General features: G+C 53.2%; 18 protein-coding genes, 1 tRNA gene and 1 pseudogene. 18 read left to right on the top strand and 2 right to left on the bottom strand.

Going from position 1 to position 26,353, the window contains the following annotated elements; translation table 11 throughout:
* The first annotated feature begins 85 nt into the window (after nt 1-85).
* The 18 genes and pseudogenes from tssH (at nt 86) to ACMGGX_RS03540 (ending at nt 24,949) form a co-directional block, all read left to right on the top strand.
* Nucleotides 86-2,746 (top strand): type VI secretion system ATPase TssH, encoded by a 2,661-nt coding sequence (gene tssH, locus ACMGGX_RS03625; RefSeq protein WP_420298055.1) that lies wholly within the window; start codon nt 86-88, stop codon nt 2,744-2,746.
* Complete coding sequence (locus ACMGGX_RS03620) at nt 2,736-5,078, top strand: type VI secretion system tip protein VgrG (protein ID WP_348561577.1); 2,343 nt, start codon at nt 2,736-2,738, stop codon at nt 5,076-5,078. The genes tssH and ACMGGX_RS03620 overlap by 11 nt, the downstream gene beginning before the upstream one ends.
* Nucleotides 5,078-5,971 (top strand): hypothetical protein, encoded by an 894-nt coding sequence (locus ACMGGX_RS03615; protein WP_348561576.1) that lies wholly within the window; start codon nt 5,078-5,080, stop codon nt 5,969-5,971. Before ACMGGX_RS03620 ends, ACMGGX_RS03615 begins: the two co-directional genes overlap by 1 nt.
* Nucleotides 5,971-9,045, top strand: a complete 3,075-nt coding sequence (locus ACMGGX_RS03610) for a T6SS effector BTH_I2691 family protein (RefSeq protein WP_420298054.1) — start codon at nt 5,971-5,973, stop codon at nt 9,043-9,045. Before ACMGGX_RS03615 ends, ACMGGX_RS03610 begins: the two co-directional genes overlap by 1 nt.
* 20 nt (nt 9,046-9,065) lie before the next feature.
* Complete coding sequence (locus tag ACMGGX_RS03605) at nt 9,066-9,866, top strand: DUF6708 domain-containing protein (RefSeq protein ID WP_348561574.1); 801 nt, start codon at nt 9,066-9,068, stop codon at nt 9,864-9,866.
* Nucleotides 9,867-9,910: 44 nt separating this feature from the next.
* Complete coding sequence (locus ACMGGX_RS03600; RefSeq protein WP_420298053.1) at nt 9,911-10,720, top strand: DUF6708 domain-containing protein; 810 nt, start codon at nt 9,911-9,913, stop codon at nt 10,718-10,720.
* A gap of 44 nt (nt 10,721-10,764) precedes the next feature.
* Nucleotides 10,765-11,553, top strand: a complete 789-nt coding sequence (locus tag ACMGGX_RS03595) for a DUF6708 domain-containing protein (RefSeq protein ID WP_420298052.1) — start codon at nt 10,765-10,767, stop codon at nt 11,551-11,553.
* Nucleotides 11,554-11,814: 261 nt separating this feature from the next.
* Complete coding sequence (locus ACMGGX_RS03590; protein ID WP_420298051.1) at nt 11,815-12,354, top strand: DUF6708 domain-containing protein; 540 nt, start codon at nt 11,815-11,817, stop codon at nt 12,352-12,354.
* 234 nt (nt 12,355-12,588) lie between these two features.
* Complete coding sequence (locus tag ACMGGX_RS03585; RefSeq protein ID WP_420298050.1) at nt 12,589-13,812, top strand: hypothetical protein; 1,224 nt, start codon at nt 12,589-12,591, stop codon at nt 13,810-13,812.
* Nucleotides 13,809-17,279 carry an ImcF-related family protein gene (locus ACMGGX_RS03580; protein ID WP_420298049.1) on the top strand — a complete coding sequence of 1,157 codons (3,471 nt, stop codon included), beginning with the start codon at nt 13,809-13,811 and terminating at the stop codon, nt 17,277-17,279. The genes ACMGGX_RS03585 and ACMGGX_RS03580 overlap by 4 nt, the downstream gene beginning before the upstream one ends.
* Nucleotides 17,279-18,880 (top strand): type VI secretion system protein TssA, encoded by a 1,602-nt coding sequence (tssA, locus tag ACMGGX_RS03575; protein WP_420298048.1) that lies wholly within the window; start codon nt 17,279-17,281, stop codon nt 18,878-18,880. The genes ACMGGX_RS03580 and tssA overlap by 1 nt, the downstream gene beginning before the upstream one ends.
* 31 nt (nt 18,881-18,911) lie before the next feature.
* Nucleotides 18,912-19,184: pseudogene (locus ACMGGX_RS03570) on the top strand (PAAR domain-containing protein); the annotation flags it as partial.
* Between the two features lie 63 nt (nt 19,185-19,247).
* Complete coding sequence (gene tssF / locus ACMGGX_RS03565) at nt 19,248-21,002, top strand: type VI secretion system baseplate subunit TssF (RefSeq protein WP_420298047.1); 1,755 nt, start codon at nt 19,248-19,250, stop codon at nt 21,000-21,002.
* Nucleotides 20,966-22,051, top strand: coding sequence for a type VI secretion system baseplate subunit TssG (tssG, locus tag ACMGGX_RS03560; RefSeq protein WP_348561562.1), 1,086 nt, complete (start codon nt 20,966-20,968; stop codon nt 22,049-22,051). The genes tssF and tssG overlap by 37 nt, the downstream gene beginning before the upstream one ends.
* Nucleotides 22,029-22,574, top strand: coding sequence for a type VI secretion system lipoprotein TssJ (gene tssJ / locus ACMGGX_RS03555; protein ID WP_181593588.1), 546 nt, complete (start codon nt 22,029-22,031; stop codon nt 22,572-22,574). The genes tssG and tssJ overlap by 23 nt, the downstream gene beginning before the upstream one ends.
* Nucleotides 22,574-23,029 (top strand): type VI secretion system baseplate subunit TssE, encoded by a 456-nt coding sequence (gene tssE / locus ACMGGX_RS03550; protein WP_047647170.1) that lies wholly within the window; start codon nt 22,574-22,576, stop codon nt 23,027-23,029. Before tssJ ends, tssE begins: the two co-directional genes overlap by 1 nt.
* 14 nt (nt 23,030-23,043) lie before the next feature.
* Nucleotides 23,044-23,514 carry a hypothetical protein gene (locus ACMGGX_RS03545; protein ID WP_420298046.1) on the top strand — a complete coding sequence of 157 codons (471 nt, stop codon included), beginning with the start codon at nt 23,044-23,046 and terminating at the stop codon, nt 23,512-23,514.
* A gap of 103 nt (nt 23,515-23,617) precedes the next feature.
* Complete coding sequence (locus ACMGGX_RS03540) at nt 23,618-24,949, top strand: VasL domain-containing protein (protein ID WP_420298045.1); 1,332 nt, start codon at nt 23,618-23,620, stop codon at nt 24,947-24,949.
* Nucleotides 24,950-24,998: 49 nt separating this feature from the next.
* On the opposite strand, the gene ACMGGX_RS03535 is transcribed toward ACMGGX_RS03540, so the two are convergent.
* Nucleotides 24,999-25,070, bottom strand: a tRNA-Arg gene (locus ACMGGX_RS03535).
* Between the two features lie 75 nt (nt 25,071-25,145).
* A complete protein-coding gene (locus tag ACMGGX_RS03530) occupies nt 25,146-26,075 on the bottom strand; it encodes a formate/nitrite transporter family protein (protein ID WP_029740160.1) in 930 nt (309 codons plus the stop codon).
* Nucleotides 26,076-26,353: the final 278 nt, after the last annotated feature.

Genomic DNA, 26,353 nt, shown 5'->3' with positions numbered 1-26,353 from the left:
AGCCTGACCATATGCGCTTTGGTCCCCTTCACGGGAAACAGCGATGGGCGGTAGCGTGTCCAGGAACCGACAAAGAGAGAATCTCATGGAAAATCCAGCCATCCTGTTACGTCGTCTGAACCCTTACTGTGCCCGTGCGATGGAAGGCGCGGCGTCGCTCTGCCAAACCCGCGCCCATGCGGAAATTTTACCGGAGCACTGGCTGCTGAAACTGCTGGAGCAGGGGGAAGGTGACCTGACGGTGTTGGCGCGTCGCTATGAATGGGATATGGATGGCATCTGGCAGGATTTGCTTGGCTGGCTCGACAGACAACCTCGCTCCGTACGCCATCGACCCCAGCTGTCTGATGCCATTCAGACGCTGATGCAGGAAGCCTGGATGATTGCCTCCCTTAATAGCGAAGAGCACATTCGCAGCGTCCATCTGCTGATGGCCCTGGTGGAAAAACCAAAACTGGCACGTTGTGACGGCCTTTGGCCGTTGTTAACGCTTGCTCAAAGCCAGCTGGAGCGCCTGCGGCCTTTGCTGGATGCGCAATCGGATGAACGTCTGGAAATGCAGCGCGAAGCTGAACTGGCGCAGAACCACGGTGGTGAGATGGAATTTGTCGGGCGTCCGGCTGGTGTGGAAATGAAAGAGGGGGAACTGAGCCCTGCGCTGCAGAACGCGCTGGATAAATTCACCCTTGATGTCACTGCCAAAGCGAAGGAAGGGAAGATCGATCCTGTGTTTGGCCGCGACACAGAAATCCGCCAGATGGTGGACATCCTGTCCCGCCGCCGTAAAAACAATCCGATCCTGGTCGGCGAGCCGGGCGTGGGGAAAACTGCACTGGTTGAAGGTCTGGCGTTGCGTATAGCCGAGGGTAATGTGCCGGAATCACTCAAAACGGTTACCCTGCGCACCCTTGACCTGGGTCTGCTGCAGGCTGGCGCGGGCGTGAAAGGTGAGTTCGAACAGCGTCTGAAAAACGTCATCGACGCGGTGCAGCAATCGCCTGTACCTGTTCTGCTTTTTATTGATGAAGCGCATACCATCATTGGCGCAGGTAATCAGGCGGGTGGTGCAGATGCGGCAAACCTGCTGAAACCGGCGCTGGCGCGAGGCGAACTGCGCACTATTGCGGCCACCACCTGGTCTGAATACAAACAATACTTCGAGCGTGACGCCGCGCTGGAGCGCCGTTTCCAGATGGTAAAAGTGGATGAGCCTGACGATGACACCGCCTGCCTTATGCTTCGTGGCCTGAAATCCCGATATGCTGAACACCACAATGTGCATATTACCGACGATGCGGTTCGTGCGGCAGTTACTCTTTCGCGTCGTTATCTGACCGGACGTCAGCTTCCTGATAAAGCGGTCGATCTGCTGGACACCGCTGCCGCTCGCGTGCGTATGAGTCTCGATACGGTACCGGAACAGCTAACCCGCCTTCGAGCGAGTATCGCTGCGCTCGACATGGAGAAGCAGGCGTTACTGGAAGATATCGCCATTGGCAATCAGTGTCATGTCGAACGTTTGAGCGAAATTGAGCAGGAAGAGGTTCGCCAGATAGTCACACTCGACGAACTGGAAACCCAGTACGGTCAGGAAATGAAACTCACCGAGCAGCTACGCGAAAGCCGTCAGGATATATCACGCCAGCATGAGACTCACAGGCTGCAACAGGAGCTTAACGAGATGCAGCGCAGCAACCCGCTGCTCTCCCTGGATGTGGATGTCCGCACCGTTGCCAACGTGATTGCCGATTGGACAGGCGTGCCGTTGTCATCACTGATGAAGGACGAGCAGACCGAACTGCTGACTCTGGAAAATGAAATCGGTAAACGTGTGGTTGGGCAGGATGTTGGGCTTGAGGCTATCGCCCGACGTCTGCGTGCGGCAAAAACAGGCCTTACGTCCGAGAACGGTCCGTTGGGCGTATTCCTGTTGGTAGGACCGAGCGGCGTGGGGAAAACCGAAACAGCGCTTGCGCTGGCCGATGTCATGTACGGCGGCGAGAAGTCACTCATTACGATTAACCTTTCTGAATACCAGGAACCGCACACGGTTTCCCAGCTGAAAGGCTCTCCGCCGGGCTACGTGGGTTACGGCCAGGGCGGTATCCTCACCGAAGCTGTGCGCAAGCGTCCGTACAGCGTGGTGCTGCTGGATGAAGTGGAAAAAGCCCACCGCGACGTGATGAACCTTTTTTATCAGGTGTTTGATCGCGGCTTTATGCGTGATGGCGAAGGGCGTGAAATCGACTTCCGCAACACCGTTATTCTGATGACCTCCAACCTCGGCAGCGACCACCTGATGCAGTTGCTGGATGAAAACCCGGAAGCCACGGAAGCAGACCTACACGAACTGCTGCGCCCAATCCTGCGCGATCATTTCCAGCCCGCGTTACTCGCCCGATTCCAGACGGTGATTTACCGTCCGCTGGCTGAAGCAGCCATGCGTACCATTGTGGAAATGAAACTGTCACAGGTCAGCAAGCGCTTGCACCGCCACTACGGGCTGACCACGCAAATTGACGAGAGTCTCTATGACGCGCTGACCACAGCCTGCTTGCTGCCGGATACGGGGGCGCGTAACGTTGACAGTCTGCTGAATCAACAAATTCTGCCGGTGCTGAGTCAGCAATTGCTCACTCACATGGCCGCAAAACAGAAACCAGCGTCGTTACGCCTTGGCTGGGATGATGAAGAAGGGATCGTCCTGGAATTTGAATGGAATCAGGGGGTAACGTATGAGCACTAATCCTCCGATCAGATACAGCCACAACCACCACCTGCTCGTGGTGAAGGGCTGTGAAGCCGAACCCGATGTGCTGGCTTTTGTTGGCGATGAAGCCCTGAGCCGACCGTTCAGCTACCGTGTTGAGTTCACCAGCCGCGACCATGGCATCAGCAAAGAGATGATGCTGATGAAGCCCGGCTCGCTGACGCTGCAGGCCCCGGTTGACCAGGGCTACGGCATCAAAATCCAGCAGCCGCTGCGGGTGATTCAGGGGGTGGTGACCGGTTTTGAACGCCTTGGCACCTCAAAAGATGAAACGCACTACGCCCTGACGCTGCAGCCGCGTCTGGCGCTGCTCGACCGTTCGCACCAGAACGCCATTTACCAGGACATGTCGGTCCCGCAAATTGTGGAAAAAATCCTGCGCGAGCGTCACGGCATGCGCGGTCAGGATTTTCTGTTCTCGCTGTCAAAAGCGTACCCGCGCCGTGAGCAGGTGATGCAGTACGGCGAGGACGATCTGCACTTCATCACCCGCCTGCTGGGCGAAGTGGGCATCTGGTTTCGCTTCACCACCGACACGCGCCTGAATATTGATGTGGTGGAGTTTTACGACAGCCAGCAGGGTTATGAAAAAGGCCTGACGCTGCCGTCGGTGCCGCCGTCCGGCCAGCATTCACAGGGTGTGGACTCGGTGTGGGGAATGGAATGCCATCACAATGTGGTACAGAAGCAGGTCAGCACCCGGGATTACAACTACCGTCAGGCCACGCAGGACATGAACACCCTGGTGGATGCGACCCGGGGGGACGCGACCACGTACGGGGAAGCGTACCACTATGCCGACAATTATCTGACGCCGGGCAGCGCGTATGACCTCAATCCGGCACCCGAGTCCGGGGTGTTTTATGCCCGCATCCGGCACGAGCGATACCTGAACGGCCAGACGCAGACCCGGGGCGTCACCAGTAGTCCGGCGCTCTCTCCGGGGATGCTGCTGAAGGTCACCGGCGGATATGAAGTGACTGACGTGTTTGCTCAGGGTGTGGTCATCACGGCGATGCAGACCCACGCGCGGCGGGATGAAGACTTTCACCTTCGTTTTGACGGCATACCGGACAGCCCGGATTTCAGCTTCCGCCCTGAGCCCGGCTCACGTCCGGTGATGGCCGGGACGCTGCCGGCACGCGTCACGAGCACCACTGAAAACGATACCTACGGACATATCGATAAAGACGGCCGCTACCGCGTCAACATGCTGTTCGACCGGGAAAGCTGGGAAACCGGGTTCGAGAGCCTGTGGGTGCGCCAGTCCCGCCCGTATACCGGCGACACCTACGGACTGCACCTGCCGCTGCTGGCGGGCACCGAGGTGGCGATTGGCTTTGAAGACGGCAACCCGGACAGACCGTACATCACCGGTGTGCTGCATGACTCGGTCCACGGCGACCACGTCACCATCCGCAACTACAAACGTAACGTCCTGCGCACCCCGGCGAATAACAAAATCCGCCTCGATGACGAGCGCGGGAAAGAGCATATCAAGGTCAGCACCGAGTACGGCGGCAAGAGCCAGCTGAATCTCGGTCACCTGGTCGACAGCGAAAAACAGCAGCGTGGCGAGGGGTTTGAGCTCAGGACGGACAGCTGGGGGGCTATTCGTGCACAGCAGGGTATTTTCATCACCGCCGATGCACAAATCAAAGGTCAGGGACAGGTTCTGGCGATGGATGCGGCGCTGGGGACACTCAATCAGGCGCAGCAGTTAGCGAAGTCACTGAGCGATGCTGTAGCCACTGCACAGGCTGAACTCGCGCAGATCCAGGCACAAAAAACATTGCTGGAATCCTCTATCAAGGATCTGCAGCAGTCCGCGTTGCTGATGAGCGCCCCGGACGGGATAGCTCAGGTATCACCGCAAAGTATTCAAATCAGCAGCGGACAGAACTTTATTCAGACCTCCGGCGAGAACAGTGACTTTAGCGTCTTCAAAAAATTCACCGTTGCGGCAGGCGAGATCATCAGTCTGTTTGCCAAAACGTTGGGTATCAAAATCTACGCTAATAAAGGCAAGGTGGATATTCAGGCTCAGGGGGATGAAATGGCACTGACCTCCCTGAAGGCCATGAAAATTATTAGCAAGAGTGATGAGGTTTATATCCAGGCCAGTAAAAAACTGACGCTGAGCTGTGGCAAAACGGCGGTGGTGATTGAGCCGTCGGGGATCACGATTTTGGCTCCGGGTGATGTGAATGCCAAATGCGCCAGTATCAACCAACTGGCCCCTCAAAGCTTCAGTCCGGTGCAGCCTGAATTACCACCTGAAGCAACCTGTGTGGAGAGCGCCCGCTGATGAAGAGTATTGCGACGATAGCGGAATGCCTGAATGCAAGACAGGATGATTACCGGTATTTGTTAATAGACCCATTGAAGCCAGTAATGTCGTGGAATCCCTTGCATCCTGATTGCCTGAAAGAGGGGAAAGGTTCTAATTTCTTGCAGCGGGTACTGCGTCCAGACCTGGCATGGTCACCGGAGCACTGTCCATTGTTAGTGCTACTGGCTTCGCCAGGCGAAAATTGCGATGAAAGGTTAATTGAAGAGAGTGAAGAATATGCTCTCGGTGAAGTCCTGTATGAGAAACGCTATGTTTGCGGCTGGATGAGCGCTTCATTAGATCCTCAAGAAATGGCGACCTGGCTTGCAGAGTTGTGTAAAAAAATCAGACCGGGCGCAATTGTGCCAGTGTTTGAACCCCTGCGCCTTGAGCTGTTACGGAGCATGGCAGATTCCGCTCAGTTGTCCACGTTGCTGGCACCCGTCGGTCGCTGGATATTCCTTTCTGCTACAGGAGAACAGACGGTCTTGTCAGGCGCAGTAAACAGTAAGGAATGGCAACTAAAGTGGGGGACTGAACAGGCACTGGATAACTATCGTGATATCTGGCGTCTGCTTTCTGCGTGGGGTCTTACCTCAGGACCTCTACCGACAGACGCTGCCCGACAGGCAGCAAAAGCCTGGGCAGGATCGGGCAAGGTTGGGCTTAACCATCTGAGCGATCGGATTTTTCTCGTACTTAATTCGCTGACGTTACCAGCCAGCGTGACCATACACGATGAAATGAAGGCGCTCCTGCAAAAAGTGGCCAGCAACCCTGATTTGCATCTCACGCAACTTATGAAAACGCTCCCGGACGCAGTCTGGCAGGAACAGTGCTCGCCTGAGCCGAAAGTGGAAGGAATTTAATGATGGGTACGCGAGATAAGGCAGGCAGTAATGCCGAAGCAAGTCAGCAGGCAGCAGTGGTTCCGTCAGGTTGTAAAGCCTGTAAACGCGAGGGCGTTGCCATTTATCCTCTGCGCGTGGCCGCAATTCCACTGCCTCTGGTAAATACCGGTTGGCAACCTGCGGTTCCTCCCCAGGATATTGAGCTAACAGGGGGGGAGTTTAAATATGCCCTTCGCACATTGCGTCAGGGCTATGTTTATGTCCTGCTGGACAAATCAGTCTGGCAGGCCTACCAGGTCACCGCCGAAGGCTTTTTACGCCAGTTCAATGCCTACGAGATGCCGGAAAGCGAAACAGTGGATTCATTGAGCCCGGCATGCCTGACGCAAAACCATGATGTGCTGGCAAGCTTCATCAATATTGATCCTAACTACTCGCAGGCGATGGTCGGATTTAGCAGCGATCCATGGTGTAAAACGGTCCTGGATGAATATAAAAGTGGAAAGCGTCCTGCTACACGTTTTACGCAGGTTACCGTCTCTGATGGAAAAGCGACGATAGAAGGAGCAAGCCGGAGCCTGACACTCGATCCCTCTTTGTCTGCGCTCAAAAGCAACGCGCTGGAGTTTGCGACGGAATCTTTCCCTTCTGTCGTCGGCAAAGATGCCGACCCTGACGGGGCCCATGGCTTTCATCCGCGAATGGAAAAGAGCAAACAAACCGCCCTGGGGAACCATATTGCTCAGCTGCAACAGCAGTATGGCGCTCCTGTAAAAGCCATCGTACTGGATGACGTCATGGGCGTGGTGGAGGAAATTAACCACGGTCGCCTGGATGTGGTTCAGGCGCTTGCCACGTTCATGTCTGAAAAGAGCAACATTCACCAGAAAACCATTTCAGATGCGATTGTGCAGCTACGGGCATCCACAACAAAGCAGACTGAAAAGGATCCGAAGATTCAGGGATTCTCCACGCCGGGTTACAGCACATCGTATTCCGTCAGCCGTGAAAGTGCGGTTGCTATTGAGTTACGAAAAGCCCTGGGCCGCATGGAGGAGTACTACGACGAGCCTGCGCGTGCGGCTTTTGCCAGCAGTTGGCAGTCAACCGTGGACGGTTATAAGCAACAGATGGCAGCTATCTGGCAGGATCTCGACAATCTGTATACCTCTGCGCTGTGGCTGGTGCTTCTGAATAACGACTACTCGCCGGAAACCAGCGTAGTCAGCTGGCACTTCCAGCTGCGAACCATTACTGCTTGTCTTCAGGGTAGCCTGGCCGGATGCGATACTGAAAAGATCCAACAAGGGGGCAAAAAACCGCAGTGGGCAGGCTGGCTGGCAGATCCAATGAGCCCACCTTTGATGGCTTTGCTGCGCAATAAGCATGATTTTTCAGCAGAAGTGTTCAATGGATCGCTGACCTATTCGAACCTGAAAGCAGTGCTGAACAGCAAAGAGGCCAGCGCTTTTGTTAACAATAAAGCGTACCAGCAATTAGCTGCGAGCCTGGTCAGTGCGATTGGCGGGGCGTACAGCGGTCTGTGGAGCCTGCTGTCTGAATCAGCTAAAGGCGGTGTGTTAAGGACGTTGCAGGGGGTGGCGTATGTGGCGGAAGGCAGCCCGGTTGTAACCGTTTTTACCGGGGAAATGACCATCCGGGATTATCAGAATCTTTTGCGCACCCAGCTTGATGTTCATGGGAAATCGCCCCTGACTATGCAGACCGAAGAGGCTGGCGGGGCAATGCGCTCAACGCGTGTCGGGCACTGGCTGCAGGTGACCGACCCGGTCGTGCTGGAGCAAAGAATCCAGGTTCGCCTGACGGCTCCGCTGAGCAATCAGGGGAAATTATCCGGCATTACCATGCTGACACCGGATGTGATTGATAACTCATTAACTCGCGGTGAAATCGCGCTGGGCCCGGCAGAGATGCGCGACATAGGCCGTTACCAGGCCACAATATCGACCGATTTCCAGAGTGGCCTGCTGGGGTTGATCCTGGCCGGAATATTGATTAATACCACCTTCAATAATATTGAAGCCCTGAAAACGGCGATGCCGGGCGATACGCAGGCGCAAATGTCCATGACCTCGGGCTCGCTGATTGCGCTGGCCTGCGGGGTTGAAATACTGGGCCAGGGCTCGGCGGCGCTGAACTTATTTAATAAAGGTGATTTTTTGATCCGCAGTGCCGGGGTGATCGGTGGATTGGCGGCGATAGTGGATGGGATTGCGCTGGGGATCAAGGCTAATGAACTCTGGAAATCTGGGGATAAGACAGCAGCAGGGCTTTATGCTGGGGCAGGCGCTGTTTCAGTAATTTCAGGAGCGCTCGCCGGAGGGTTTAGTTATGTAGGTAACTTTGCTTTAGTGAGTGAAGGAGCTCTTTTACTGGGGCCGGTGGGTTGGTGTATCGCACTGGGAATTATGGCTGTAACATTAATCACGATTGGCAACGCCTATATCCGTTCACCGCTGGAACGCTGGTTGACACATACCTGCTTTGGTAACCGCGACGAGTGTGATGAGAGTGAGGTGGTGTGGCATAAGGAAAGCCTCTCTGATATGCGCGAAGCCATGAAGGCGCTGCATGTCATTGCCAGCGGCGTGTCTGCCCAACTTGTAGGTGATTGGTTCGCCGATATGACGAACAACACTCGATTGCTGGGCAACCGGATGATGGCGGCTCGGGTTATCCTTGCCGACTGTAGCCCTACGGGATCCGACTGGCTGGTGGAACTGACCGTTACGGGTGGTGGGTCACATCAGGTGCTGGCCCGCAGTGGATCAGATGCAAAGCTAGCAGGACTAAAAACACCAGAACCGCAGAGCTATGAAACAGCGGCCCAGCAGATTGGTCGAGGAGAATTGACGCCTATGGTACCCGCCGTGTTGACAAAGGCAATATCTGCAACCTCTCTGAACACCAGCTGGCTGGTCGCTGAAGGAAAACCGCAAGGGCTGCAATTGGATGGTGAATTCCCGTTGAACCTGTCCCGTTTCACTGGCGCGGAGCTGACGGTTACCTACTGGCCGGATAAAACCAACCAGGATGATCGATTACAAATGACCACTGAACTGGACAGCTAATTCGATAAGGATGTCAATTTATGCCACTGCTCACTTTCGAAGAACCCCAACCGAGATTAAATCCTCCAGTCAGCTGCTGGCGGGAAGATATGCCTGAAAACCACGAACCGCAGTTAGTGCCTCCCCAACTGCGTTGGTTATCAACACGAAATGATATTTATCTGGAAGTGCCACGCTACGGTACGGATGTCATATGGCGAGGGATGCTTTTCTGGTCAATTTTTCTTACAGCGTTAATTATTTTTATTGTCATTTCCTGTTTTTTAACTGGTATTGTTGTATTTATCGCTATTGGACTATTAACTGCCTTGATTCTTTCGGTTATAGCGAGTTGGGGCATGAAAGTATATTTTTCCGCCTCACGTAACCAGCCTATTCGTCTGAACCGTAAACGGCAAAAAATATATATCTTCGACTATAACCGGTCGCGCCTTCCATGGCTGAACTGGCCAGTCTCCATCAGGGTGTACAACTGGGAAGATGTTTACGGGGAAATCAGTTTTTCCCCTACACCAGGAGACAGGGGATATCGTTTGTATGGTGCGGTTTGTGAGCCAGGTACTTATAATGTTGTGGATCGTTTTCTGTTGGCAAGAGAATGGGAGGAGCGGGAGCAGCTCAACCAAATCTGGAGCTATCTGTGCATCTATATGAAAGGCGAATCCGACTTGCCGGAGCCGAGATTTAAGGGGCGTCCGGATTTCTGGCGACCGCGTAAGGCAGATAAGTGGCCTGATGAAATGGAACGCGAGTCAACCACAGCTCCAACTGAAACTCTGCAATCCTGGACTGATAAAATCCGCCCGAATAATAGCCTGTAACCGATCACTCAACTGGACAGTTAATTCGTTAAGGACGCGACACAATGCCACTACTTAATATTGAATCACAGCCAAGACTGAATCCGCCGATCAGTTGCTGGCGGGAAGATATGCCTGAAAACCACGAACCGCAGTTAGTGCCTCCCCAACTGCGTTGGTTATCAATACGAAATGATATTTATCTGGAAGTGCCGCGCTTTGGCACGGAAATTATCTGGAGGGGGGTGTTATTTAGTGCAGTTTTAATGTGCGTTTTAGATATTGGTACGTTGGTGTTTTCCCTTGTTTTACAGGCCAAAAGCAGAAGTTATGCTTTTGGAATTATGGGATTAGTGTCACTTGTTGTATTTTCTTCCTTAGCATTTTTAGAGTTTAAAATATATTTTATTGCTCCCCGTAACCAGCCTATTCGTCTGAACCGTAAACGGCAAAAAATATATATCTTCGACTATAACCGGTCGCGCCTTCCATGGCTTAACTGGCCAGTCTCCATCAGGGTGTACAACTGGGCATATGTTTATGGCGAAATCAGTTTTTCCCCTACGCCGGGAGACAGGGGATATCGTTTGTATGGTGCTATTTGCGAGCCAGGTACTTATAATGTTGTGGATCGTTTTCTGTTGGCAAGAGAATGGGAAGAGCGGGAGCAGCTCAACCAAATCTGGAGCTATCTGTGCATCTATATGAAAGGCGAATCCGACTTGCCGGAGCCGAGATTTAAAGGTCGTCCGGATTTCTGGCGACCGCGTAAGGCAGATAAATGGCCTGATAAAATGGAACGCGAGTCAACCACAGCTCCAACTGAAACTCTGCAATCCTGGACTGATAAAACCCGCCTGAATAATAGCCTGTAACTGATCACTCAACTGGACAGTTAATTCGTTAAGGACGCGACACAATGCCACTACTTAATATTGAATCACAGCCAAGACTGAATCCGCCGATCAGCTGCTGGCGGGAAGATATGCCTGAAAGCCACGAGCCTCAGCTTGTACCGCCTCAGTTGCGTTGCATGACAACGCGGAATGATATTTACCTGGAGGTGCCGCGATACAGTACGGAGGTGTCGTGGTGGATGATGTTACCAATAGCATTTTTAATGTTTGGGGTGACGGTTTTTTTTGTTTTTGTTTGTTTATTAATGAAATTTTATATTTTTTCTTTGGTCGGTTTAATTTCTCTATCACCATTTGTTCTTCTGGCTCTAAAGATGTCTTTCGTTGCTCCCCGCGATCAGCCTCTTCGTCTAAACCGTAAACGACAAAAACTTTATATATTTAATTACAACCGGTCGCGTCTTCCATGGTTTAACTGGCCAGTAACCATCAAGACTTATAACTGGGCAGATGTTTACGGCGAAATCATGTTTTCCGGAGTAGGTGGTGACAGAGGATATCACTTATACGGAGCGATTTGTGAACCGGGGACTTACAACGTAGTCGATCGTTTTCTGCTGGCAAAAGAGTGGGAAGAGCGGGAGCAGCTCAACCAAATCTGGAGCTATCTGTGCATCTATATGAAAGGCGAATCCGATTTACCGGAGCCGAGATTTAAGGGCCGTCCGGATTTCTGGCGACCACGTAAGGCAGATAAGTGGCCTGATGAAATGGAACGCGAGTCAACCACAGCTCCAGCTGAAACTCTGCAATTCTGGACTGATAAAACCCGCCTGAATAATAGCCTGTAACTGATCACTCAACTGGACAGTTAATTCGTTAAGGACGCGACACAATGCCACTACTTAATATTGAATCACAGCCCAGACTGAATCCGCCGATCAGCTGCTGGCGGGAAGATATGCCTGAAAGCCACGAGCCTCAGCTTGTACCGCCTCAGTTGCGTTGCATGACAACGCGGAATGATATTTACCTGGAGGTGCCGCGATACAGTACGGAGGTGTCGTGGTGGATGATGCTACCAATAGCTATTTTACTATCGGGAATAGCGCTTGTTTTTTATCACAATGTTTTTCCTAATGAGTTTTTATATATTAGTTGTTATTGGTTTGGCTGCTTTTATTCCAATGGTCGTATTTGTGCTGAAAATGTCTTATGTTGTTCCACGTGATCAACCGCTTAGGTTGAACCGCAAGCGCCAAAAACTCTACCTGTTTAATTACAACCGTTCGCGACTGCCTTGGCTGAACTGGCCAGTGTCCATCAAAGTGTACAACTGGGCAGATGTGTATGGGGAAATTATGTTCTCTGGAGTAGGCGGTGACAGAGGATATCACTTATACGGAGCGATTTGTGAACCGGGGACTTACAACGTAGTGGATCGTTTTCTGCTGGCAAAAGAGTGGGAAGAGCGGGAGCAGCTCAACCAAATCTGGAGCTATCTTTGCATCTATATGAAAGGCGAATCCGATTTGCCGGAACCGAGATTTAAAGGCCGTCCGGATTTCTGGCGACCACGTAAGGCAGAAAAATGGCCAGAAGATATGGAGCGAGAATCCACGACTGCCCCGCAGGACACAATCAAGCCGTAGCGGATAAAACCAACCGGGGGCAATAGACTGAAACTCAATACTCAACTGGACCGCTAACCCGACAAGGAAGCCGCATTATGGTACTACACATTTTTGATAAATCGTAGCCAGGGTTAGTTCGCTCATCAATAGCTTAACTTTATATTGGCCTGCGAAATACTAGTTGAAAAGTGGTGTCACTTTTTCATGTCATTTTAGGTTGCTATTAATCACCCCCACCGTAAGATCAAACCTATGCCTGTTGATTTAAAAAATATCCCAGAGCCAAGTGTCAGACCTGCACCGCCAAAGTTGGTACGAGCACTAATGGTTCTTGTAGTTCTGATTGGTCTGAGTATTACCCTGTCTCGCTTATTCACCGGGAATAACAACGTATGGTTTTCTGTTATTGTGCCCACAGTGATTATTGGTGGCGTGATTTTTGTCAGGTTTATTAATTATCTGGTCCAGCAGTTAGTGGCGAATTCACATGACATGCTAAGAGAGAAAACCATTATCCAGGAGGTGCGCCGGGGACGGAGGGCGTTACAAATATTATTCGCTGAGTGCTGTACCGCGCATTCTCTGTGTGAAACTCCATTTGCATCAGGAAGTAATAGTCTTGTGAATGATGAAAATGTTCTCTTCCCCCAGCGTTCCTGGCGTGGTGAAGAAAATGTTCGCTTAAGCCAGTTGCCAAGGCCAATAAAAATTAAAGAAGAAAAGCATCTTAGCATGCTTTTCGCAGTCCTTGCCGAAAGGCTTGCAATATCGTTTTCTGCTTATCCAAAGGAAAGACCTGTCATGGTGTTACTGGATTTCACGTCATCAATACCTGAGAAAAAAGCCATTAATTTATGGCAGCAGGCATGGCAGAATGCAGGTATTCAACAAACCTTAAACCGTATTAATTCTTTTGGTGCTCAGGCCGTTGATGAATGGCTGGATCACAATATTCGAAGTGATGCCCTCTTGTTGGTTTTGTCCTGGCATTATGCGCCCATTAATACCCGAGATTCTGCAGAAGCGATATGTGGAGTATTGTTTGGCAATCGTCTTACGCAAGAAACGCTTCCCTCACTTGCTATTCTTCATCGTCCGGAATCTGGTGAAGGTACCGATGAGGACTTGCGTTATGCCATTACGCAGGCGCTGGACTGGGGGCCAGTAAAAAGTAGTGAAATACAACATCTCTGGTTAAGTGGCGTGGAGGATGAGATGGATAATTACGCCACTCTTATAAAGGCGATTGCAGATTCTGACCTCAAAAACGTATCTCAAAAGACAGGCACTCACAATTTTAACGATTATCTTGGCGATCCGGGAAAGACCGGAGTCTGGTTAGCTATTGTTGCTGCCACACAGTCGATGCAGCAACAGCGGGTGCATCATTTATTAATTTGTCGCGAACAGCAGAATGGGAAGTTCTGGAATATGGTTGTATCCCCTACAGTACCCGATGAGGAGCGCGAAGAATGAGGTATATTCTATCAAAGATTAAGAAACCAGAATTGGGATTCTGGTGTTTAATGCTGGTCGCTCTGGGGGTGGGGGGGGTGATTTTCTGCCTGACTAAATGGTACCCCGAAAAATTGAACCTTATTAAGGATACTCCCACCTGGTATAAATGGTTTTACGGCTCTGCGGCGGGAAGCTTAGCGATACTGGCATTTGCACTCTTTCTTTATTTCGGCGCAAAAGCAGAAGGAAGGCAGAGTTTTAATAAAAAGCGTAAGAATTCTCAGGGTGACGATGTCAAAGAACTAGCCAAAGTAACTGTATCTTCTGTTACCTCTTCTGTTGCTTTAAGTCTTCAGATTCGCGATCACCTCCGCCATCGATATACCTTCTTCTGGCACCATAAAACTCGTCTGCTATTAATGACTGGCGATGAGGCGGCAATCGAACAACTGGTGCCCGGCCTGCAACAGCAGCAGTGGCTTGAAGGCAACCGCACCGTGCTGATTTACGGCGGCAGCCTGGCATCGGAGCCTGACCGAGAAAAATACATCGCGCTGCGTAAACTGCGCTGTGGGCGTCCGCTGGACGGGATTGTCCGTGTATTGCCGCAGTCACTTAATCTGACCCCACAAATCAGCGACAGCGATTTACGCGGCTTGGAAAAAATCAGCGAACTGCTGCGTTATTCCGCTCCGGTCTGGCTGTGGCAACTGTGCAGCAGTAAATGGTCGCAGGATACGCGTCCTGAGCAGGCGGTAGGCGCAAGCTTTCCACCACGCGCAAAAGAAGACGATATTATCCGCCAGTTGGAGCGGATGCTGTCGCCCCTGCGGGCGCGGGGTATGAGCCAGGTCGCGGAAAAGAACAGCCACGACTTTCTGCTGCGCCTGAGCCAGCACCTGAAGGACGGCACTATCACCCGCTGGGCTCAGCAACTGGTGCCATGGCTCTCTGTTTCTCAGCAGCGCGTTCCGTTGCGGGGGCTGATGTTCAGCCTGCCGGAGAATAAATCTGCCGGTACGCCAGCGGGAACAGCCGACGCTGAGCAGTATATCCCGGAATCACAACGCCATGTTCTGACCCTGCCGGTGACCTGGCAGGGAATCGTTGATGATTGTACACGCGTACGTGGCCGTCGTGTCGGTATGGCGTGGGAGCAGGCCATCGCATGGACTCTGTTGACCATTATCTGTGTCTGGGGGGCGGGGACGCTGCTGTCGTTTGCCGTCAACCGATCACAGATAGTTTCTGTTGCGCAGCAGGCTCATGCCCTGGTGGAGCACCCTTCCGTATCGGATTACCAGCTGACGGCTCTGCATGCCCTGCACAATGACGCGAGTCGCCTGCAGCATCATGTTCGTGACGGTGCTCCGTGGTATCAGCGCTTTGGGCTTGATCATAATCAGCAGTTGCTCAACGCAATGCTGCCCTGGTACGGCGTGGCAAACAACCGCCTGATACGCGACCCGGCAAATGAGGCGCTTAAGCAGAAGCTCAACGCGCTGGCAAACTCAGCACCCAACAGCGACCAGCGTGCACAGCTGGCGAAGCCGGGTTATGACCAGCTTAAAGCCTGGCTGATGATGGCTCGTCCGGATAAAGTTGACGGCGCGTTTTATGCGCAGACCCTGAAAACCGTGCAGCCGACACGAATGGGTATTTCTACCGGTCTGTGGCAAAGCCTGTCGCCGGATTTGTGGGCCTTCTACATCACCGAACTGCCTAAGCAGCCACAGTGGAAAATCACACCGGATGCGCAGCTGGTCAGCCAGAGTCGCCAGGTGCTGTTGCAGCAGATTGGTCGCCGCAATGCAGAAAGCACGCTGTACGAGAACATGCTCAAATCGGTGCGCCGTAACTTTGCCGATGTGTCCCTCGAAGACATGACCAGCGGTACCGATGCGCGGCGACTGCTCACCACCGATGAAGTGGTGCCGGGCATGTTCACCCGTCAGGCATGGGAAGGGGGGATTCAGCAGGCCATCGAAAAGGCCGCAAATTCTCGACGGGATGAAATCGACTGGGTGCTGAGCGATTCCCGTAAAGCCGTATCGGCGGACATGTCGCCGGAAGCGCTCAAAGCACGCCTGACAGAGCGTTACTTCACTGACTTTGCCGGCAGCTGGCTGAACTTCCTTAACAGTCTGCGCTGGAATTCTGTGAACAATATTGCCGATGTGACCGACCAGTTGACGCTAATGAGCGATATCCGCCAGTCTCCACTGATTGCCCTGATGAATACTCTCGCCTGGCAGGGGCAGACCGGCCAGCAAAGCGAAGGCCTTTCGGACTCCATTATCAAATCGGCTAAAGATCTCGTAGGTGGAAAAGACAAACCCGCAATTGACCAGTCTGCGACAGGTCCACAGGGACCACTGGATGAAACTTTCGGTCCGCTGCTTCAGCTTCTCGGCAAAAACACGGGCAGCAACGTCATGTCGGCTGACAACTCACTGAGCCTGCAGACCTATCTGACCCGTATCACCCGCGTGCGCCTGCGCCTGCAGCAGGTGGCCAGCGCCTCAGATCCGCAGGAGATGATGCAAACCCTGGCGCAGACCGTATTTCAGGGAAAAAGTGTGGATCTGACCGACACCCAGCAATATGGCAGTCTGATTTCGGCAAGCCTTGGTGAAGAGTGGAGTGGTTTTGGTAGCACGATGTTTGTGCAGCCGCTGACCCAGGCCTGGGAGACCGTACTCCAGCCGTCGGCGGCGAGCCTGAATGACAAATGGAGCCGCTCCGTGGTGGCGAACTGGCGCACCGCCTTTGACGGGCGCTTCCCGTTCGCTGCGAGCAAGAGTGACGCCTCTTTGCCGATGCTGGCAGAGTTCATCCGTAAAGACAGTGGGCGCATAGATCGATTCCTGACCACAGAACTCAATGGAGTGCTTCACAAAGAAGGCAGCCAGTGGGTACCGGATAAGGTCAACAGCCAGGGGCTGAGCTTTAACCCGGCCTTCCTGCGGGCCATTAACCAGCTGAGCGAGTTGTCAGACATTCTGTTTACCGATGGCAGTCAGGGCATCAGCTTTGATCTGCAGGCGCGTCCTGTGCCGCGGGTAGTGGAGACGCAGCTAACAATTGATGGACAAAAGCTGCACTACTTCAACCAGATGACCGACTGGCAAAGCTTCCGCTGGCCGGGAGACACTTACAAACCAGGAACGATGCTGACATGGACCTCCGTCAATGCAGGCGCGCGTCTGTTCGGGGATTACCGAGGGAACTGGGGCTTTATTCGCTGGCTGGATCAGGGCAAACGGCAGCAGCTTGACCGCAGTCAGTGGATGGTGAGTTTTACCGCCCCGGATGGTAGTACGCTGAAGTGGGTGTTGCGTTCACAGCTGGGCAGCGGGCCGCTGGCATTACTGGCACTGCGCGGCTTCACGCTGCCGGACCAGATTTTCAGCGTTGACAGCGCGGCCACGGCACAGGCTCTGATGGCCAATACGGAAATCAGTGACATGGATGGAATCGAATAATGAGCACTCTTCAGAATCTGGTTGCCGCTTGTCAGGCGGACGAAACTGAGCTGCGGCAGCAGGCACAGGCGCGCACGGAACGCTGGCATCCCTGGCTTTCCCCTATCAGCGATACCCGTCCTGCTGGGGACGAGCCGGGATATGACGATGATTTCCAGCGTATAAGAGAGGAGGTCAATAAACTCTCCGGCATCGATACCGGGCTGATTTGTACGCTTGCCGAAAAACTGCTGACCACCACCGCCAAAGATATCCGTATTGCGACCTATTACTGCTGGGCCCGTCTGCATCAGGACGGAGAAGCTGGCTTTGCCGAAGGGCTTGAACTGCTGGCGGGATTACTGCAACGCTACGGAGCGCAGCTTTATCCGCAGCGGGAGCGAAGCCGTAAACCGGCGCTGGAGTGGCTTGCAGGCTCTCGTCTGCTTGATAGTCTGTCCTTGTGGCCTGAAGTGGTACGCGACGATGCTATGCGCACTACCGGTGCGCTGCTGCTCATCCACAGCAGTCTGGACGCTGAGCCAGAAGCGTCCTGTCCGGATCTGAATGCGCTTTACAGCGCGCTGGAGTCCCGCCTGATGAAGGCCGGTGGCGTGGATGCTTTGGTTCCACAGAACGCCAGTAACACCCCTCAGTCACAGACCTCTGCACACACGACAGAGCATGACGCTCCAGCCCTGAGCCGCATCACGTCCGGTCAGGATTTGTTGACTCAGGCCCGTACCCTTGCGGGGTATTTGCGTGAACAACCCGATGGATGGCTTTCCGCACACCGGCTGATGAAAAGCCTGCGTCATGACACGCTGAGAGCGATCCCCGCACCTGATGCCGAGGGGAAAACGCGCATTGAACCGCCGCGTGCTGACCAAAGGGCCATGCTCAAACGGTTGTACCTGCAGCAGAGCTGGCTGGAGATACTGGAACATGCGGACAGCACCTTCTCGCGTGGCGCCAACCACCTCTGGCTGGATTTGCAGTGGTATATCCATCAGGCTCTGGTGAAGTCGGGGCAGGATGTGCTGGCCGACATTATCATCGCCGACCTGAAAGGGCTGCTGCGACGCCTCACCGGGCTTGAAACGCTGGCCTTTAATGACGGTACGCCGTTTGCCGATGAGGTCACGCTGAACTGGATAAACCAGAGCGTACTGGACGATATGTCCGGCTGGCGTGATGAGCAGGTCAGTACCGTGAGCGTGGAGGATAACGATATCCTGCCACTCGAAACGGAAGCGCTTGAGAAAGCGGACACTGACGGTCTGGACGCCACACTCCACTGGCTGCAGACACGCCCGGGTACGGACTCCACGAAAGACAAATGGCTGCTGCGTCTGCTGATGGCCCGCGTGGCGGAGCAGAAGGGCAGGAATGAACTGGCGCTGCATCTGCTGGGTGAACTTGATGGTGCGGCGGAATCAATTACCCTTACGCAGTGGACACCGGCACTGCTGTTTGAAGTGAAATCGCGTCGCCTCAGACTGTTGCGTATAAAAGCCACCCGCAGTGAAACCGACAAAGCACGGCTTCAGCCAGTGATGGATTTGCTTCTGGCTGGTCTTATCGTACTTGATCCTGCCAGTGCTGCGGTGCTGTGTGGTTAGCGTGAACTGAATTTTGCAAGGAGGATGACAAATGGCGAAAGGTTACTATCTGGTGCAGGGGGATAAAACCACCTGTGGAGGGAAGATCCTCGAGGGCGATCCAACTAACACGATTGAGGGGATCCCAGTTACACGCGAACAGGACAGTGTGACGTGTGGGAAACATGCCGGCACTTATAAAATTATTGGCGCTATTCCACAAAACTTAGTGAATGGTCGGAAGTTTGCGGGCACGTTACACAGTAAAAGTGGATGCCCGTGCGCGGCGACGTTAATACCCTCCCATCGGGAACGCACCTACGAAGCTTAAAGCCTTCACTCTTCACCGGCACGCTTAGCCGGATGGTCACACAACACTCAGGTTCTTATGGACGATTTAACCCTGCGTTATTATGACGCTGAAATGCGCTATCTGCTGGAAGCCGGTGAAGAGTTTGCCCGTACTCACCCCGAGCAGGCAGCAATGCTCAATCTCGATAAAGCCGGCGCGCGCGATCCTTACGTCGAGCGCCTGTTCGAAGGCTTTGCCTTCCTGATGGGGCGGCTTCGAGAGAAGCTTGATGATGACCTTCCTGAACTGACCGAAGGGCTGGTCAGTCTATTGTGGCCGCATTACCTGCGCACCATACCGTCGATGTCGGTTGTGGAGTTCACCCCTGACTGGCGAGAAATGAAAGAGCAGATGCGTATTGTCAAAGGTTTCGAGATTAACTCGCGGCCGATTGGTGAAAAGGGTACGCGCTGTCGGTACACCACAACTAAAGAGATAACTCTCCAGCCGCTGTCGCTGGAACACGCTCGCCTGTCTACTGACCCTGACGGGCGTTCGGTCATCAACCTGCGCTTTAACTGCAGCCATCTGGCGGACTGGAGCCGTGTCGATCTCAGCCAGATCCCGTTCTACTTCAATGCTGACGCACCTCTCGCCTGCGCCATGCACGAAGCCTTCACCATGAATGTTGCTCGCCTGTGTCTACGGATGCCGGGTGACATGGACAGAAGACCGCTCGACGGGTACTTCGCCGCGCTGGGATTTGGCGATGATGATGACCTGTGGCCGAAGGGCAACAGCAGCTTTAGCGGATATCAGCTGTTGCTGGAGTACTTCACCTTTCGCGAAAAATTCATGTTCACTGGCCTGCGTGGACTGGAGAGCGTCAACTTCCCGGCTGAGCTTCCCTGGTTTGAAATCGACGTGGTGCTGGCAGAACGCTGGGAGCATGACTTTAACTTTACCGAAAAACACCTGCGCCTGAACTGCGTGCCGGTGATTAACCTGTTCCCGCTCGAATCTGACCCGCTGACGCTTAACTCTCTGCAGACCGAATACATGCTGCGCCCGATGCGCGTGCAGGATGGGCACACCGAAATATATGCGGTGGATTCGGTGATGTCATCGAGCCAGCATACCTACGTACCATTTTCAAGCTTTCGCCACAAAGGCGGAATGATGCGCCATGAAGCCCCGGAATATTACTACCACACCCGCGTGCGGCGAGGTTCGTCAGGGCTGTACAATACCTGGCTTATTCTGGGTGGCGAAGCATTTGATAATCACACCGTTCCTGAAGATGAAAGCTTGTCGTTGACGCTCACCGGTACCAACGGCCAACTGCCGCGACGGGCGTTGCAAAGTACCGTGCTCGATACGGTGATGAAAACTACGTCGGCCAATATCGCCGTGCGCAACCTGTGTGCGCCGACATTGCCCTGTTATCCACCTGCGCAAGACCGTTTCCACTGGCGCGTGCTGAGTCACCTCGGCAGCGGGTTCCTGTCGATGATGGATAACGCCGATGTGCTGCGCGGTACCCTCGCGCTGTACGAGTGGACCGACAGCGAGATGAACCGCCGTCGTCTGGAAGCCATCATCGACGTGAAGCACAGTGAAACTGAGCGATTTGAGCAGGGTTACCTGGTGCGCGGCGTGCAGATTGAAGTGACGCTTGACAGCCACGGCTTTGCCGGGCGTGGCGACATCTGTCTGTTCGGCGAGATGCTAAGCCGCTTCTTCGCGCTCTACACCGACATCTATCTGTTTAACCGCCTGATTATTATCCTGCAACCAACCGGAGAGCGCCTGGAATGGGAAGAGAAGCACAACCGCCGCATTCCCGGCTGACACCGCGGCTGGAAGCCGACCTTCACCGCATTAACTTCTATCGATTATGTCAGCTGCTGGAGAAAAACAATCCTGGCAGGCCGCTGATGGGATCGACCAGCCACCCCGCAGATGACCCGGTACGCTTTGCACCGCACCCTGGAATGGGGTTTCCGGTCAGTGAACTGAAGGCTGTCGAATATGATGAAGACGATGACAGCAAGCCGCCGGTTATCCGTACGACCTTTATGGGGATGTACGGGGTCGATTCCCCATTACCAACGGCGTATCTCGATGACATCACCCAGCGCCGGGAAGGGTATGAGGCGCTGCAGGGCTTTCTGGATATTTTCAGTCATCGCATCCTGACGCAGTTTTACCGCGTCTGGCGTAAATACTCCTATCCGGCCACGTTTGAGCCCGGCGGAACCGACAGCATTTCGCAGTCGTTATTGGGTCTGGTGGGGCTTGGAATACCGGGCACGGCAAATCACATTGCCACGCCAGTGTCGCGCTTTCTGGCCCTGTTGGGAGTTCTGCAACAACCGGGCAAAACTCAGGAAGGGATGCAGGCACTGGTGTGCCTGCTGGCCCCCGATACGACGGTGCAGGTGAGTCCGTATTGTCTACGGCCTGTAGAGATCGACAGGCCGCTGGGTTTTTACGGTGACGAAGATTTTCTGCTTGATGGCAATACGCCGCTGGGTGACGAAGCGATGGATGCCGGCAGCCAGCTGCTGATTGCTCTTGCGACGGACAACGAACAGGAGGCGCAAGGCTGGAAACCGGATGGCCAGTTATACATGGATTTCCTGGTGATGCTGCGGGTGTATCTGGGCTGGCGGTTTAAGGCCAGAATAACCCTGACGACGTCTGTTCGAATGCTGGCCGTCCCCCCGCTGGGTGAGAACCCTTTCTGGCTGGGAATGAACGGCGTGCTGGGAGCAGAAGATGATAGCCATCCTGATGACATTCCTGAAACCTTTACGACAGAACTGGGCTATTACAGCGGGCTGGAGCCCGCGAAACCACAACAAGGAAACCGACGTGTCACGTACAAGTTTAACTAAAACCGCGCGCTGGATGATGACTCTCACGGCGCTTATTCTGACCGGTTGCGGGGTGACGCAGAGCGTTACTGACGGTACCAAATCGGCGTTTAATTCTGTGTTCTATAAAAAAATTAAAATCCTGCATCTGGATTTCACCGCGCGCGAAGCTCTGAACACAGACTCTCGCGAAAATAACTCGCTGTCTGAGCCTGTCGTGGTCAGGGTTTACCAGCTCAAAGACCGCAAAACCTTTGATAAGACGGTTTATCAGCAATTGCTTCAGGAGGATGCCAGCATTCTGAAAGACGACATGCTGGCCAGTCGTAATATCGTGGTAAAACCGGGGGGTGATGCGAGCCTTGATATGCCGATGGAAGAAGAGGCGCAGTTTGTCGCGGTAGTGGGGCTGTTCCGCCATCCGGACATGACCAACGACACATGGAAGCAGGTTATCAAGCGCAGCGATCTGGATCCCGATAAACCGCGCATTCTTGAAGCCGGCGAGAACCATCTGACGCTGCAACCGCTTAAGGACGACTGATGCCCCAGGGACATAACACGCCTTCGCTGTATGAAATGCTAACCGGAAATTTTAGCGGTGGCCTCGACCTTAAACAGGTCAGTGAAGAAAACCAGGTCATCCTTTCGGTTCTGGATAACATGCAGCGCGTTCTAAACTGTCGCGCCGGAACGTTGGCGCATCTGCCTGATTACGGGCTGCCCGATATGACAAAAATCCTGCAGGGGATGCCCGGAACGGCTCATGAGCTCATGGGCACATTGTCTGCCGTCCTGCTCAAATATGAACCGCGCCTGAAAAAGATTGACGTTGTTCTGCTGGAGCAGAACATTCCCGGCGAGCTGCGCTATGCCATTGATGCTGAACTTAAAGGGATTGGCCTGGTGCGCTACGGGACTGAGTTTATGCCCGAAGGACGGGTCCTGTTGCGGCATCTCAGGCAACAGCAGTATCTCGACACAACACCTCGTATATAAGGTCAGTTAAAACCATGTCAGTAAAATCACAGTTCCTGAAGAAGCTGCAGGCCAGACAGCCCGCACCCGTTCCCGCAGCTAGCAAGAGTCAGGCTGATATTGCAGCGTTTCGCATGCGAATGGCTCAGCTTCAGGATCAAATGGACGCGTGGCTGACAGATACCGGACTGAATGCAGAGCCACTGGCGGTATATGTTCCGGACCTGCTGGTGGAGGGGGGGGCTTTTGATATTTCCGGTATCGTCCTGCGTTATGGTAACCGGGCGGTTAAGTTTATGCCGATATTTCTGTATGGACAGGGAGTTGCAGGCTGTGTCGAGGTGACTTTTTTTTCCGGGTACAGCTCGATTTCTCAAGGACGCCTGTTTATGCGGGTGGGGAGTGTATATGACTGGATCTTTACTCCCCCTGATACATTACCTCAGTCAGGACAACTATTTGATGAAGATGTTTTTTTCGGTCTGATTTTAGCGCTGCTGCCCTAGCAATAACATTCATTCCTTTATTAGTCATTGCGTTTTTACACGCAAAACTGCCTTACACACCAACTGACGAAATTAACCGATACGGATATGCAGGCCCTGCAGAATGACCAAACATATAACGTTAAAAACAGGCGGCGACCCGCGTACGCTGCCAGATTATGCCGCCCTCCGCGATGAACTCGGTAAGCTTACACATCCTGCTCGCCCTGATGTGAACTGGCAATATGTCCAAAGACTCTGTCTCTCAATGTTTGAACAGAACGGTGTGGAGTTGCAGACATCAGCCTGGTACACCCTTACCCGTACTCACCTGTCTGGATTAGCTGGCCTGAATGAAGGGCTGGCGATTCTGGAGGCCCTGATTAGCCGCCAGTGGGAAACCTTATGGCCGAACACACAACACGCTCGTATGGAAATCCTTAGCGGCCTGAGCCAGCGCCTGCAGCAGCGCATGCGTATGCTTCCATTCAACAGCAGCCATCTTAGTGAGCTTTATCGTGCTGAAGCGTTACTTACCAGCCTGAGCGTGGTGCTCCAGCGCCTTGAGCTTAAACACCTTAGCCAGCTCGATACGTTACGAACGATGATACGTTCAAATGCTGAACGGCTGGAAAGCAGTAATGAGACGTCCGATTTGAATGTGAACATGAAGCCCGATAGCGAATCGCCTCTGGAGAAAGCCGAACCGATCGAAGAAGTGAAATGGGTATATGTTGTGCATCAGGAAAATCAGCCGAATGGGGAGGATCGCACGACAGCCCCCGTGCCTGTCAGACAGTGGAAGCTCTTTTTTGCCGGGATGTGTTCCACGCTGGTGGTTTGTATCGCTGTGGCGTGGGGATGGGTTTCTTTTTCCAGACCCGACCCCCTGGCGACTCAGGCTTTTGCCTCTCTGGCTCCGTTACCCGAAGTGCTCACGCCTGTGCAGCAAAACGCGTTAACACTGCGAGGTACTTTACCGTCCACGTTTATCACAGACACGCAGCAGCAGCTTGCCCGCCTGGATAAACTGCCTCCTGACTGGAATATTTCCTACAGCCTTCAGCTGTTAAAGCAGCTCCAGACATTATGGCCGGAGGAGGCGAAACCGCTCACAATGCAGTGGCAGCAAAAATTTAACGCGGCAGCGTTACCTGTCGACGCAATGAACAGCTGGCATCAGGGAATGATGACGCTTCAACAGCTGAGTCATCGGCTGAGTAGTCTGGACGAGCAAAAAGGAAAATACATCACGGTAAGCGAGCTTAAATCGGTAGTTTTTTCGACTATACAGTCATTTAACCAGACGATACCGGCTGAAGAACAACTCAGGCGCCTGTCACAGCATCCAGCAGGAGATGCGCTTCCTGAAGCAGAAAAGACTCAACTGGAGTTGCGTCTTAAACAGCTGGCAACGCGTTACGCTCAAATAAAACAGGATTCTTCTGCTCAGTGAATTCTGGCGGTGGACAAACGAATGTACTGGAAAAAGCGGGAGAGTAAAGTGTCCCCTGCAGGAATCGAACCTGCAACTAGCCCTTAGGAGGGGCTCGTTATATCCATTTAACTAAGGGGACGAGGCGGCACGAGTATAGCCTTATTTACACTTTGCGTTAAGCGCATCGCCGCCTGACTGCTCAAAGAGTCACCATTCAGGTCGATTTTTTTGTCGATTTATCATCATTTTCCCGTGCCTTAAGCTCAGCTTTGCGTTTGTTCGACATGTCGTTACGAATTTGGGCATGGCTTAACAGCGCGAAGATAAACGTTCCGCCGCAAATGTTTCCCGCCAGCGTCGGAAGGGCAAACGGCCAGAAGAAATCGCTCCAGTGAAGCGTACCGTTAAAGACCAGATAGAGGATTTCAACGGTACCGACCACAATATGCGTGGTGTCCGCCAGCGCAATTAGCCAGGTCATCAATATGATCACCACAATTTTGGCGCTTCCCGCTGAAGGAAACATCCAGACCATCGTGGCGATAATCCAGCCAGAGATGATGGCGTTTGAGAACATCTCGACCGGCGTGTTTTTCATCACGTCCATGCCGATTTTCACAAACGCATCCCGGGTGGGTTCATCAAAGATAGGCATATACTCAAACGCCCATGCCGCGATGCCCGTGCCAATGATATTACCCAGCAGGACCACGCTCCAGAGTCGCATCAATAAGCCGAAATTACCGAGTGTGGGGTTTTGCATCACCGGCAGAACGGCGGTCACCGTGTTTTCGGTAAACAGCTGCTGGCGGGCCATGATGACAATAATAAAGCCGAAGGTATAGCCGAGGTTTTCCAGTAAAAATCCACCGGGCACGCCTTCCAGCTGCACATGAAATATCCCTTTCGCAAGCAGAGATGCGCCCATTGATAGCCCGGCAGCGATGGCTGACCAGAAGAGGGCCATCGCGTCGCGCTCCATCTCTTTTTCACCATCCTGGCGTATATGCTCGTGGATGGCCATTGCGCGGGAGGGGAGGCGATCTTCATCAATTTCTATCTTCTCGCCGCGTGCCTTCTCCTCGCTTTCAATTTCAAGCTCCTCAGTGCTCTCGCCAATTTTTTCTTCGCCTACATCTTTCATATCTGCTCCCGGAGATTGATCTTTCTGTTAAGCGTAGCGGCTTTTGTCGGGATGCCTGTGGGGATGCTCTTAATTTGGCTGCAATGACAACAAAGGTGATACATCTCTTTCAAAGACATTATAAAATTGCCAGCGAAACGAATTCCTAAAGCCAGGCTATGCTGAGATCAGAGTCACGGTGATTACTGCCCGTAATTGTGCTCATAGACATCGGTAAACGTGCTGTTACAATCGCTTGCACGTTTACAGACGGAGCGTTAACGGCTCCGTTACGGATG

Source organism: Enterobacter sp. BNK-29 (assembly GCF_048684785.1).
Lineage (GTDB): Bacteria > Pseudomonadota > Gammaproteobacteria > Enterobacterales > Enterobacteriaceae > Enterobacter > Enterobacter cloacae_M.
Note: the sequence above shows the minus strand (reverse complement) of the source record. Positions and strands in the feature narration are given on the sequence as shown.